Annotated in this window: 9 protein-coding genes; 3 read left to right on the top strand and 6 right to left on the bottom strand. The window is 34.9% G+C overall.

Going from position 1 to position 14534, the window contains the following annotated elements; all coding sequences use genetic code 11:
- Nucleotides 1-548 precede the first annotated feature (548 nt).
- From RCJ96_RS10275 to RCJ96_RS10285, 3 genes are all read right to left on the bottom strand, one after another.
- The gene (locus RCJ96_RS10275; RefSeq protein ID WP_074607465.1) at nt 549-3014 is read right to left on the bottom strand and encodes an S-layer homology domain-containing protein; all 2466 of its coding nucleotides are present in this window, start codon (nt 3012-3014) and stop codon (nt 549-551) included.
- A 677-nt stretch (nt 3015-3691) separates the two neighbouring features.
- Nucleotides 3692-4795 (bottom strand): polysaccharide pyruvyl transferase CsaB, encoded by a 1104-nt coding sequence (gene csaB / locus RCJ96_RS10280; protein WP_001241608.1) that lies wholly within the window; start codon nt 4793-4795, stop codon nt 3692-3694.
- Nucleotides 4796-4936: 141 nt separating this feature from the next.
- A complete protein-coding gene (locus tag RCJ96_RS10285; protein WP_001060186.1) occupies nt 4937-6457 on the bottom strand; it encodes a putative polysaccharide biosynthesis protein in 1521 nt (506 codons plus the stop codon).
- 282 nt (nt 6458-6739) lie between these two features.
- Between RCJ96_RS10285 and secA2 the strand changes: the two genes are divergently transcribed.
- A complete protein-coding gene (secA2, locus tag RCJ96_RS10290) occupies nt 6740-9106 on the top strand; it encodes an accessory Sec system translocase SecA2 (RefSeq protein WP_416504267.1) in 2367 nt (788 codons plus the stop codon).
- A gap of 14 nt (nt 9107-9120) precedes the next feature.
- Nucleotides 9121-10002, top strand: coding sequence for an accessory Sec system S-layer assembly protein (locus RCJ96_RS10295; protein WP_074607461.1), 882 nt, complete (start codon nt 9121-9123; stop codon nt 10000-10002).
- Between the two features lie 107 nt (nt 10003-10109).
- On the opposite strand, the gene RCJ96_RS10300 is transcribed toward RCJ96_RS10295, so the two are convergent.
- Nucleotides 10110-10481, bottom strand: a complete 372-nt coding sequence (locus RCJ96_RS10300) for a hypothetical protein (RefSeq protein ID WP_000278023.1) — start codon at nt 10479-10481, stop codon at nt 10110-10112.
- Between the two features lie 195 nt (nt 10482-10676).
- Nucleotides 10677-12191, bottom strand: a complete 1515-nt coding sequence (locus RCJ96_RS10305; protein ID WP_416504302.1) for a SulP family inorganic anion transporter — start codon at nt 12189-12191, stop codon at nt 10677-10679.
- 152 nt (nt 12192-12343) lie between these two features.
- Between RCJ96_RS10305 and RCJ96_RS10310 the strand changes: the two genes are divergently transcribed.
- Entirely contained in the window at nt 12344-12808 is a 465-nt protein-coding gene (locus RCJ96_RS10310; RefSeq protein ID WP_000955016.1) for a hypothetical protein, read from the top strand.
- Nucleotides 12809-12835: 27 nt separating this feature from the next.
- Here the strand turns inward: RCJ96_RS10310 and RCJ96_RS10315 are convergent, their stop codons facing one another.
- Entirely contained in the window at nt 12836-14392 is a 1557-nt protein-coding gene (locus RCJ96_RS10315) for a fatty acid--CoA ligase (protein WP_416504268.1), read from the bottom strand.
- Nucleotides 14393-14534: the final 142 nt, after the last annotated feature.

Consider the following 14534-nt stretch of genomic DNA (forward strand, 5'->3'; position numbering starts at 1 on the left):
ATGTAAATATAAGGTTTGAATACCATTTCCTGAAACAAGTTCATCATACTATACAAAACTATTCGTTATCAAGAACTTTATCAAAAGAAGATTCGACACATTCTGATAATTCAGCCTTTTCATCGTACTATTAGAATATCGATAATGTTTAAATATAAAAATGAATAAACTGTTTCCCTATAAACCACTCTCAATGCGCTTCGTATATTTTTCATATCGAATACACAATTGGAATTATAGCACATATTTCCACTTCATCACCTAAATATTTTTTACAAAAAATACAATTTTCAGACTATATTCGACTGAAACTATTTCATTTCGACATTATTTTCTTCTTTTCGAATGATTTTTTAACAAAAAAAGGTGTGAATTTACAAATAATTTACATATTAATGAGGTATTCTTCTATTTTTGAAAGCGCTTTTGATTTGTTTCTCAATAAAGCTAACTATTAATCTGCAAAATATAATTTATTTTTCAGAGCTCGTTTTATATAAAAAAAGAGCCCACATGTTGTGGGCTCTTTCTATTGAAATAAATTTCAATTAGCGAGTTGCTGTTACTGGTTTGAAAGCAACAAGTTTATTTTTATTAGCAGAAGTATCAGCTGTATTTAAAACTACTTTACCTTCAACTTCTTTAGCTTTAACTGTTACTGTACCAGTTGCTAAGTTAACATCTGCTGGAGCTGTTACTTTAAGAACTACGTCTTTAGAAGCTTCAGCTGTTTCATCAGCTTTTGTCGCAGTTAATACTACACCGTTTAGGTCAATTACAAAATCAGTTGCATCAACGTTTACAGCTTCAGAGAATGTTAAAGTGATTTCTTTAGCATCAACTTTTGTAATTTTAGCTGATTTGAATTCAGGAGCTTTTGTGTCTACAACATTTACTAATAAGTTTGTTGTACCCATTTTTACTCCGTCTTTATTTGCAACGTTAGCTACTGTGAATTTCACTGTTTCTGATTTTTCAAAAGTGAATGTTTCTGGTAATTCAATTGTTACTGATTTTCCATCAGCATTAACAACGATTAAAGTACCTTCTGGTAATTTAGCACCAGCTAAAGTGTAGTTGTTTACATTAGAAGCTGAGTCAGCGCCTTGGCCACCTTTTACTTCTTTATCAAATGTTACTGTAAACTTAGTTTTGCTATCTGCAACACGCTCAACTTTAGTTGCTTTTGGTGCTACTTCATCTTTTTTACCTTCTTCTTTTTTCTCTACAACTTTTACTTCTTTAGTAAATGCTGCAGATTCATTACCAGCTGTATCTTTTACAAATCCTTTTGTAGCAGCAACTTTATAGTTACCCTTTTCTTGGAATGTTAAAGTGATAGCTTTTTTATTATCCTCAACTGAAGCAACAGCTACTTCTTTAGTTACATCTTTACTTGTATCTAAATTAATTACACGAAGTTTTCCTTCTTGTGCATTTACTTCTTTATCGAAAGTAAATGTTGCTGCTTTATTTTCATCAGCTACAACTTTTACCAAGTTAGGAGCTACAACATCTTTTGTAACTTTTACTTCTTTAGTTACTTTATTACCTACGTTGTTAGCTGCATCTTTGTATCCAACAAATTCAACTTTAAGGTTTGCAGCTGTTTCTTTGTCCGTAAGGGCTCCTGGTACTGTAACAAGTGCTTTTGTAGTATCTTGATCAAGAGCAATTGTAGCACCCTCTACTACTTTATCACCTTTTTTAACTACTACTTTACCTTGTGCAGAAAGCTCTTCTGAGAATGTAACTTCTAATGTAGCTACACCATCAACAAGTTCTTTCACTTTAATATCTTTAACTTCTGGAGCTGTAACATCTTTTTCTACTTTGTAAGTAGCTTTACCTTCGTACATTTCCATTGTGTTACCAACTAAATCTTTAGCGCCAGTTACGATTACGTTAAATGCTTCACCGTTTTTAACTACAGATGCAACATCAGCTTTTGTTAATGTAACAGTATTCTCTTCAGGCGTAGCTGTGAATTCCTTACCGTTAATAACAACAGTAACTGCATCTTTGCTTAATTTTTCACTGAATACAACTTTAACATTTCCGTCTGGAGTAGATACTGTAGATACAGTTGGAGCTACTTCATCGTTAAAGAAGATTACTTCTAATGCTTTTGGAATGTCTTTTCCATCTACAGATTTAACATCTTTAACATGTGCAACATAAGCTTGTTTATTTACAAGTGCATTTTTTAATGTAATAGTTGCTGATTTTTTATCTTTGCTTAACTCAACTTTTTCAATATCAAGTTCTTTTGAACCTTCTACAACTGCAAAGTTTGCAGCAGTTACATCTTTAACTTCAGTACCGAACTTAACTTCGATCTCTTTAGCGTTGATTTCTTTAATAGACTCAACTTTAGCTTCTGCTTTTTGTCCGAACTGCATGTCAGTCTTAGCAATGAATTTAGCAGCTTCTGCACGAGTTACAGATTTATCTGGCTCCCAACCATTACCAGTACCATTAGTGATACCTAAAGCAACTAAGATGTTAGCATCTTTTTCACCCCAGTGATCTTTTAAATCAGAGAATTTAGTTTCTAATTCTCCGCTTACTTTATCTTCTAATTTGTATGCTTTTACAATCATTGATGCCATAGAAGCACGGTTAATTTGATTGCTTGGATTGAAGTTACCAGTTCCATCACCTTGAATTACACCAGCTTTTTCAACAGCTGCGATATATTTAGCAGCCCATGAATCTTGAGCATCTTTGAAAGATGGTTTTGCGCCATCTTTAACTTCTAAACCTAATGTAATTGCCATGATTTTCGCAGCAGAAGCACGATCGATTGCTTCAGTTGGAGCGAATGTTCCGTCTGGCTTACCTTCGATTGCTTTTTTTGCTACTAAATAATCAATGTATTCTGCACTCCAAGAACCAGGTTGAACGTCTGGGAATGTTTTACCTGCTGCTGCTACTGGAGATACAACACCTGCTACCATTGCTGCTGTCATTGTACCTGCGATTACTTTTTTGTAAGAGTTAGTCTTTGCCATTTTATATATTTCCTCCTTAGGAATGTAATACTAGTTACATAATGTTTTAAATAGATATTCTATTTGTTTTTGAAACTAGTAGATATAAATGTGGTTAAAGTATTCATTGTACAGAATAATAGAATATCCCGTATTAAAGATATCATAAAGAAATCATACACTCTTTTCATCTAATTTAAAACCTTAAATTCGACAAAAAAGTGAATTTTCACAATTCGAAACGATCGTTTTTTCGACTTTTGTTTTAAAGAATCCAGATTGCAAAATCTGAATATTTTAAATGAATAGAAAAACGCGTCTGAATTACATTTATAACAATCTTCTTATAACCATTTACAACTATAACAGAAAAACGTTTCCAATTTCAATATTTGACTATAAAGATATTACGACATTAATCGACAACTTATTTTTCTATGATTCGACATTTTTATTACCATCAGATTTCCCAAAATTACCATACCTATTTTTTTATCATTTACTAAATAAAACGTTAAATACAAACATTCAATATATATTAATGTTAGGATTTTTAAACATACATCTTATCTCTCAAACTTCTTTCTTTATGAGCATACATTTACAATCACTTACGTAATTCGACATTTTTCTACAAATTCATTTTTTCTTTCGACATTTTCTTTTTCAAAAAATAAAAAAGAGGATGTCCTCTTAAATTAAGATCCCATTCCTCTTTTTTTGAACTCTTTTGAATTCAAGTCACTTATGATGTATCGAGACGCTGTTGAAATTTGCTCTCGTAATTCTTCTACTCTTTGTTCCAATGTTTCTTGTACATATTCTTTTTGTTCTAATTGCTTCGTTGCGACATTATACAAAGTTTCAGACGTCCAATCACCATCTACGTTTCCGATAATCGGCTGATTTACTTGTTGTAAAAATGAATCGATCTTTGGATCATATGAAATACCGACCATAGGAATATTAGCAACCGCAGATAGTATGAGTGCATGCAGTCTCATACCGATTAGAAGCGAACATTCCGACAAAATTGAAATTTTCTCATGAATATCGAGCTTATACGGAAGCATATGAGCTTCTTCTCCCATTAAATTAATAATATCGCGTGATGCATTTTGATCAAATGGTCCATGCATTGGTACGAATAAAATATGGTATCCATCACGCTTAAATTTTTTCAGCGTATCTGCTAGCTTCTTCATATAATCTTCTTTCGCGTCCCAATACCTCACACTAACTGCAATTACTTTCCCTTGAATCGCATGTTTTTGCAACCACTCCGACTTCATTCCTTCTGGTTGACATGCCAATACTGGATCTGGAACTAGTTCGATATCCTTCTTAATACCAATTTCTTTTAAATACAAAAATGAATCTTCATCACGAACTGATATATATTCCGCTTTTGATACTTGCCATTTCACTAATAAACGATTTTGTCTTTTCGTAATTGGACCAATTCCTTGCGCATAAATATAATACGGCTTCTTCAAAAAACGAGCAATTCGCATAATACCCGTATAGTACAAAATACTTTTAATACTCGTTTTATCTTGAAGGAGGCTTCCTCCTCCGCTAATTAAGCCATTACTTCTCTTTATTTCCTTATAAATTGCTCTTATATCCCAGCGATTTACTGCCTCTACACCGTACATTTTTCTTGTATAGTCGGGGTCATTCGAAAGTACAACAAGCTCAAGAGTAGGATCCTCTTCATGTAGCGCTTTAATAATTGATTGCAAAATTGCTTCGTCCCCAACATTATAAAAACCATAATATCCTGATAAAACTAACCGCACTCTTAATCTCCTCCAACATTTCGCAATCAACTTTTTGTCATTCAACAAATCGCTATCAACTCTTTAATAAGAAAAGTTGGATAACTTTAAATTGATTTCTTTCCCAAACATATAAATAGCCATACTCATTTATGGATAAATTTACTTACGTAAAAATGGAATTTGCTTTTTGGATATCCAGTTCAACTTTAATGCGCATATGCCATATATAAACAAGGCCACACAAAACGCTACACCGCTATATATTATTGCAATAAGTCTAGAATCTACCACATTTATGAACGTAGATGTGAAATATAATCCTATACCTACTATACTCGATACTCCAATTACAGCAAAAAATCTACCCATTCGAATCGAATAAGCCAATTCTTTTCGAATGTATATATAATTTACGATACAAATCATGATATATATGATAAGTGTACTATAAGCCGCACCAGTTATGCCAAATTGACTTACAAGTACTATATTTAATATGACTTTTACAAAACTCGCTCCAACAACTATCCACGCCGCTTGCTTAGAACGGTTAATTCCTTGCAAAATTCCTATTGATAATACCATAAGTGATGTGAAATACGAACTACCAATTAAAATAGCTAACATTCCGCTCCCTTTCGCATCTGTAAACAATCCAACATTTAACGGGACTGCAAGTGCCATGAGCCAGATTGTTATCGGCGTTGTTAAAACATGGGCAAGCTCATTTGTTCGTTCAATTGTTTGTTTTGCTAACGCTACATCCTTCTTTGTTAATGCAGCCGTTAACAACGGGATTAACGGAAATACCATCGCACTTGCAAACACGACAATTAATTGTGTAAACGCAAATCCACGACTATATATACCAAATTGTTCTTGAATCGTTGTAGTGGATTCATGCAACATATGTGGAATCGTTACAGAATCAACTAAATTTAACACCGGCATCGATAATGCTCCAACTGCAATTGGAATCGAGACCTGAAGTATCTTTTTTGCATTATCTTTAAAATCTTGTAGTGAATATGTATTACTTTTATAACGATATATACTTTTTACATACTTCATTCTCAAATAGATAAGTGACGTAATTACTCCAAGGCAAGAACCAATCATTGCGCCGCCTGTTACAACATCACTCTCTTTATTCCAATATACAAATAAAAATGCAATTGCTAACATAAAGAAAACACGAATGAACTGCTCAATTACTTGTGATACCCCGGTAGGAATCATATCTCCAAAACCTTGGAAATATCCTCGATATACCGCCATATATGGTGCGATTAATAACGCAAACGAAGTTACGATTAATGGAAGTCTTGTATCTTGTCCACCAAGCATATTTGCAAACATACTTGATCCAATCATAATAACTGAAAATCCAAGCACTCCAAATATTACTCCAATAATAGATGCTGAAGTAAATAGTTTGGCAATTCCGTTCTCGTCATTCTTCTCATGAAGTTCAGCGATTAATTTTGATATAGCTAGCGGTACTCCCGCTACTGATAAAGTTAAAGCTATCATATACACAGGAAAAACAAGGCGAAAAATCCCCAGTACTTCATCTCCTGCTATATTTTGTAATGGGATTTGAAAAAAACTTCCCAACACTTTCGATAGAAACGTTGTAATCGTTAAAATCGCAGCGCCTTTCACAAACTTATTATTCATCTTCTAGCTCTTTTCTTTCAATATATAATTTCCATACATATTACAACATAAAACGAGATAGCTATATTCTTCTCTTTTTTGAAAAATTTCACTTTATCTCATTTAGCTATCATACCAAATTTCTTATATATTGAATACTCTCTTTCTTGCTAGGGTTTAAATATAGTGGGTGCAATAACTTCTTATTTCTATCCAGTTTTTTCTTCAATTTACTACTTCTACTTATTCGGGATAAACATGTGCTATAATGTAGCTATTGTCAGTAAGAGGAGTGTTTACAACATGCTGAATTCGGTAAAAAAGCTGTTAGGAGATTCTCAGAAGAGAAAACTAAAAAAGTATGAACAACTTGTTCAAGAAATTAATAATCTGGAAGAAAAACTATCTGATTTATCTGATGAAGAATTGCGTCATAAAACGATCACATTTAAAAACATGCTTCGTGACGGAAAAACAGTGGATGATATAAAAGTTGAAGCGTTCGCTGTTGTACGTGAAGCAGCAAAACGTGTACTTGGATTACGTCACTACGATGTACAGTTAATTGGTGGCCTTGTACTATTAGAAGGTAATATTGCAGAGATGCCAACTGGTGAAGGAAAAACATTAGTTTCTTCTCTTCCAACATACGTACGTGCTCTTGAAGGAAAAGGCGTTCACGTTATTACTGTAAACGACTATTTAGCAAAACGAGATAAAGAATTAATTGGCCAAGTTCATGAATTTCTAGGTTTAAAGGTTGGATTAAATATTCCTCAAATCGATCCTGCCGAAAAGAAACTTGCGTACGAAGCTGATATTACATACGGTATTGGAACAGAATTTGGCTTTGACTATCTACGTGATAATATGGCCTCTTCAAAAAATGAACAGGTACAACGTCCTTATCATTTTGCTATTATTGATGAGATTGATAGCGTTTTAATTGACGAAGCAAAGACACCTCTTATTATCGCTGGTAAAAAATCAAGCAGCTCTGATTTACACTATTTATGTGCAAAAGTTATTAAATCATTCCAGGATACTCTTCATTACACATACGATGCAGAATCGAAATCTGCTAGTTTTACAGAAGACGGTATTACAAAAATAGAAGATTTATTTGATATCGATAACCTATATGATTTGGAACATCAAACTTTATATCATTATATGATTCAAGCATTACGAGCTCATGTCGCTTTCCAATGTGATGTTGACTATATTGTACACGATGAAAAAATTCTACTTGTAGATATTTTCACGGGTCGTGTTATGGATGGTCGCTCTTTAAGTGACGGTTTACACCAAGCTCTTGAAGCAAAAGAAGGCTTAGAAATCACTGAAGAAAATCAAACACAAGCATCCATTACAATTCAAAACTTCTTCCGTATGTATCCAGCACTATCCGGTATGACAGGTACAGCAAAAACGGAAGAAAAAGAATTTAACCGTGTATATAACATGGAAGTTATGCCGATTCCGACAAATCGTCCGATTATTCGTGAAGACAAAAAGGACGTCGTATACGCAACAGCCGATGCTAAATATAAAGCTGTACGTGAAGATGTTCTAAAACACAATAAACAAGGACGCCCGATTTTAATTGGGACAATGTCTATTTTACAATCAGAAACCGTTGCTCGTTACTTAGATGAAGCAAATATTACATATCAATTATTAAATGCAAAAAGCGCAGAACAAGAAGCTGATTTAATCGCAACTGCTGGACAAAAAGGTCAAATTACAATTGCGACGAATATGGCCGGACGAGGTACTGATATTTTACTAGGTGAGGGTGTTCACGAACTTGGTGGATTACATGTAATCGGGACAGAACGCCATGAATCGCGACGCGTTGACAATCAGCTAAAAGGTCGTGCTGGTCGCCAAGGTGACCCAGGTAGCTCTCAATTCTTCCTTTCTTTAGAAGATGAAATGCTAAAACGTTTCGCACAAGAAGAAGTCGAGAAATTAACGAAATCACTGAAAACAGATGAAACAGGACTTATTCTAACTTCTAAAGTCCATGATTTTGTAAACCGTACACAATTAATTTGTGAAGGTAGCCATTTCTCCATGCGTGAGTACAATTTAAAGTTAGACGATGTAATAAATGACCAACGTAACGTTATTTATAAATTACGTAATAGCTTATTACAAGAAGATACAAATATGATTGAAATTATTATTCCAATGATTGATCATGCTGTAGAAGCCATTTCTAAGCAATATCTTGTAGAAGGTATGCTTCCGGAAGAATGGGATTTTGCTAGTTTAACAGCAAGTCTAAACGAAATTTTATCAGTAGAAAATATGCCATCATTATCAGCAAATAATGTACATTCACCGGAAGATTTACAATCCGTTTTGAAAGAAACATTATCTCTTTATAAAGAGCGCGTAAATGAGCTAGATAGCCATACTGATTTACAACAGTCGCTACGATATGTTGCCCTTCATTTCCTAGATCAGAACTGGGTCAATCACTTAGATGCAATGACCCACTTAAAAGAAGGCATCGGACTAAGACAATATCAACAAGAAGACCCTACTCGTCTTTATCAAAAAGAAGCTTTAGATATCTTTTTATACACATATGGTAATTTCGAAAAAGAAATGTGCCGCTATGTTGCAAGACATTTAGGTATTCCTGAAAACGTACAATAACGAGGTGAAAGATTATGTTATCATTCCTAAAAAAAGCTAAGAAAAAAGGAAAAGATACGACTGTCTCTAGTAATCAACTATTCGGACAAGAAAGCACAAATACTGAAAATAAAACTGTAAAACCAACGCTTTACTTCCACCCTAGCTGGGGGGCAGTAGGACAAGAACAAAAATACATTTATCAATTTTTACATAAAGAACTACCACGTTTAGAAGAATATCAAATTTCTTTATCTGGAATTGAGATTGAAAAGCGTGATAACGGTTATGACGTAGCTGTATTTATTCGCAGCACTGTTCCGAAACCAATTTCTTTCGAAGAAGTTACATTAATTCTTCTAAATAAAGAGAAAAAATTATGCGCGCGCAAAACATTCAACCTTTCTGCATTAGGAGATATTCCTGCAAATGTAAATATGCCGTTTATCTTTACATTTGAGCAAGATACAATTACAGATGCTGAATTATCGCAAACGGATTGGGAATTAGCGTTCGAACTTGAAAGTAAGCATGTATTAAATTTAGATCCATCTTGGGAAGCTCAGTTACCTGAAGCAAGCAAGGAAGCTTTACGTAATTTCGTAGACAATTTAACACCTCCAAATGATGGTGAAATTAACTTCCTAGGTCTGCAAGCTGCACGAAAAGAAAACGGCGATTTACATACAACGCTTCTTATTCGTAACGGTTGTAAAGACAACATTCAACTAGAGCAACTTCCTCTTCATATTGAAGATGCCACAGGTGCAGTTGTTGTTAAAGGCGCTTTCACATTACCGAACCTTGAAATTAAAGCGAACACTACAAAACCGTGGTCATTTGTCTTCCCTGCTTCATCTATATTAAAAGAAGATATGGATCTATCTTCTTGGAAAGCACTTGTACCACAAGACTAATCATAGAGATAGAGAGGCTCGCCTCTCTTACTTTTTTTCATACAAAAAGCCTGCTCAAAAAGATGGTCATCACACCTCTTTGGACAGGCTTTTTCTTTATGTAAAATTTATTTCGTTACGAATAAACGTTCAATATGATATTCAGCTTCTAATTTGCACATTTCATCTGCATGTTTTACTTTATTTCTTTTTAATTGCTCCACTTGTTCTTCGCTCGGTTTTTCATTAATAAGCTCGTTAATTTTTTCATTTACTTTCATTGCTAACGCTTGATGGAAATCTGGATGTCCTTTCAACTCGTCATCTACTTTATTAATCCAAGTTGATTTTGTGTATAAATACTGTTTCCACTGTTCAACAAATTGTTGCATATCAAACTTTTCTTCGTTCCATTCAATTTCTTTCATATACTTCTCAAAAGAAACAACAATTGAGCGTGTAATCCCAATCTTCACTCCGTGTGGTAACTGTTTGTACATCAATTATTCCCTCCAGCTTAAAGCTCTTCCTTCTGACAAAAAAGGAATCTCAAAATTCATATACATTACTATAATATCACATACCTAATCTAGAATGTTACTATACTGCTAAGAGGAATAAATGTCAACAGACTCATAATATCTTGATATACAGATGTTACAAACAACAAAACACCCTTATATAAGGGTGTTTCTTCATATAGTTTCCGTTTTTACAAATAGTAATTTATCTTTCTGCTCATTACTCGCCATCACTACTAACGTCTTTTTAATATGAGCAGGTACTTGCTCTAGCATTACACTCAATCCCGACTTATCCGACTGCTCAATGAAATTTAATAACGCCATAGCTCCTGATACATCCATATAGCGGGCATCTTTCATACGTAAAATAATAGGTGACTTCACATCTTGTAAAGTAGTAAAAATACGATCTACTGATAGGAAAGAGAGCGGTCCCTGAATCGTATACGTCGCTTCCTTTTCTTTCACAATAGAAGCTTTACGTTCTTTACATTTCACCATATATATAATGAACGAAAGAATAATTCCGAATGCAACAGCAATCATTAAATCAAACTTCACTGTGACAACCATCGTTACGAGCATAACAATGACATCACCTTTTGGTGCTACATGCATTTTCTTCATGCTTTCCCAATCAAACATGCCAATACCAGTTAAAATTAAAATACCTGATAATACTGCAAGTGGAATGTATTGTACGACCGATCCAAGTCCCATAATGAAAATAAATAATATCACACTATGCATACATGCTGAAAGCGCCGTTTTACCGCCACTTCTTATATTAACGATAGATCGTACAGTCGCACCTGCACCTGCTAATCCGCCAAACAATCCGCTCATCATATTACCGATACCTTGTCCGACCAGTTCTTTATTACTTTTATGACGTGTGCCCGTCACATTATCCATTACGACCGATGTTAACAACGAGTCAATCGATCCTAATAAAGCAATACTAAGCGCTGGTAAAACAAGTTCTGCTACGCCTGTTCCACTTAAAGATGGAATATGAAGCGTTGGCATCGCTTCTGGAATCGTCCCAATCTTTTCAATCACCTTATTTAATGACAAATTTCCGATAACCGGTAACCTCACTGTAAGCCCTTCTAAAGCAGAAGAAAATAAAGGAAGCATAGCTGTCACACCTACTAATGCGACTAAACTAGATGGGATTGCCTTAATCCACTTTCCGGAAACAATCATGACAATAATCGTTAATACGACGAGTAGAAAACTATTTTGCACATGTTTCATTTCACCTAAAATAATAATTAATGCGATACCGTTCATAAATCCTGAAACGACAGGATACGGAATGTAACGAACGTACGAGCCAAGCTTACATACACCGAATAAAATTTGAAATAGTCCCGCCATCATAAATGCTATAAAACTCGCCTCTAATCCGTGCGTCGCAATAACCCCTGTTGCGATAACCGTAATTGGTCCAGTTGGCCCTGTAACCTGCCCAGGTGTACCACCAAATAACGCCGCAAATAAGCCTGCAAAAATTGCACCATACAATCCGACTAGTGCTCCCTCAGATGTTCCCGTTGCAGCAATACCAAATGCAATGGCAAGTGGCAACGCAACAATTGCAACAGTAAAACCAGCTAAACATTCCTTTGCTATTTTTTGAAACATATAAATAACCACCTTCACATTAAGTCCACGTTCCATTGTACACCTAAAAAGATACATTCGTTAGTCCACTTTTTACAGTATCGTGACGTAAACGCATTCAATTACAAGTACCTATCGCATCTTTGGAAACCATTATAACTGTGCTATAATGGATAAATTAAATCTTTTATTATATATTTGGAGGCACTATGCTAACTTTTGAAGAAAAATTATCGATCATTGAATCTTTCCCAGAATTAGAAAGAAAAAACGTATCATTAAAACGTGTGAACTTTCACTTTGAAGAAAGTCGTTTAGATAAAAAGAACGTTGTTTATCACTTACATCCAAATGGAAACGGATTTGTATATGCAAGTGGTATTAAAGGTTACAAAACGGATGATAAAGGTATGGTTAACATCCGCGAATTTTCGGCAGATGAATTACGCTCAGTAATCGAGCAATCAATTGAACTACTTTCACAAGAAGAAGTAGTAATTCCTGCAGAGCCTGCGAAAGAAGAAGAATGGCAAAACGAAGACGGTCATATCCTTACTCTTATCTCAGAGGATGATATGTGGAACGTGTACGCTGGTGTAAACTTAGACGGTACATTCAACTCTTATCCAGAAGCTGCAGAATACCTTGATGAAGAAGGTTTTTCACGTAAATAAAAATAGAAAGTGGGCATCCCCCACTTTCTATTTTTTTGCCCCTTTTAAAGACTCTCTAAGCACAAACTTTTGTAATTTTCCACTCGCATTACGAGGCAGTTCATCCACAAATAAATAATGACGAGGACGTTTATAATCTGCTAATTCATCACTTTCTTTACAATATGTTTCTAAATCTGCCTCTGTAATATGTTCATCTTTCTTTACAACGACTGCCACAACACGTTCTCCCCATAATTCATCTGGCTCACCGAGCACTGCAACATCCAATATACCAGGATGACTATGAAGGAAATCTTCAATTTCACGTGGATAAATATTAACGCCGCCACTAATAACCATATCATCCACGCGATCTGCGACGAATAAATAACCATCTTTATCGAAGTAGCCTAAATCACCAGAGTGATACCATCCTTTATACATCGATTTTTCATTTGCTTCTTCTCGGTTATGATAACCAGCCATCATAGTTGGGCCGCGCAAAATAATCTCTCCCACTTCATAAGGAGGCAATACATCATCTGGTTCTGCCGGTGCATCTTCGCTTGGTTTTACAATTCGAATTTCATGACTAAAGCATGGCGTGCCTGCTGAACCAGCTTTCGTAATTTGATCTTCTTCTACGAGAAACGCAACAACTGGTCCCATTTCTGTCATTCCGTAAATTTGTACAAGATCAATATAAAGACGTTCTTTGCATTCTTTCACTAATGCTGGAGCCATCGCCGCTCCTCCATATATACCGATCTTCATTGACGTTAAATCATACTGCGTTAAATCTTTTTGCAATAACATATTCCACATCGTCGGTGCTGCAAAAAATGTCGTAATCTTCTCTTCTTGAATCGTATGTAAGACTCTATCCGTATCAAAGTGATGTAAAATAACATTCTTCCCACCAACTTGAATGCGCGGTATAATTCCAGCATTCAACTCACCGCAATGATATAACGGTGCTACAACAAGCCCAATACTATCTCGATTATATTTTAGGAAATACGTACAAATCATACTATGCTCAGCCATTTCGCGATGACGATGTAATACACCTTTCGGATGACCTGTCGTACCGCTTGTATACAGCATAGAACAATAATCCATTTCACCAATTTCAATATCTACTTTTTTGGAAGATGCTTCATTTACTTTTTCATGGTAGGAGCTAGCATAAGAAGGTGTATCGTCTTCTACATACCAAAAAGACGAATTCGGAAAATCTCGTTCAATGATAGCCACGGTTGGCTCAACTGCTTTTTCAAAAACAACTACTTTCGAGGATGCGTCCTGGAGAATATAAGATACTTCTTTTGCTTTTAAGCGGAAATTGATCGGGTTAAAGATCGCTCCAATTTTTGCACAGGCTAAGTAAACGTTTACAAATTCACGGCAATTATATAAGTAAACAGATACCGTATCGCCCTTTCTTACCCCTTCTTCTAATAGAGCATGCGCCGTTTTATTTATTTGCTCATCCCACTGTTTATACGTCCAGCGAATATTTTTTTCTGGTTCCACTAACGCCTCTTTATTCGGATACTTACCAACAGCTAAATCAAATATTCTCCCTATCGTCATGTACATGCCAACAATTTCCCCCTTTTCTCTTTCATAAATCTATCATTTCGTCCATAAGTAGACATTGTCCTTTAATGATTTGACTAATTTTTCTGATTATTATCGACATAGTTTTACAAACAGTTCTGGTTTTAGCGGTAAGTGAAAT

The organism is Bacillus sp. BSL6, from assembly GCF_052928345.1.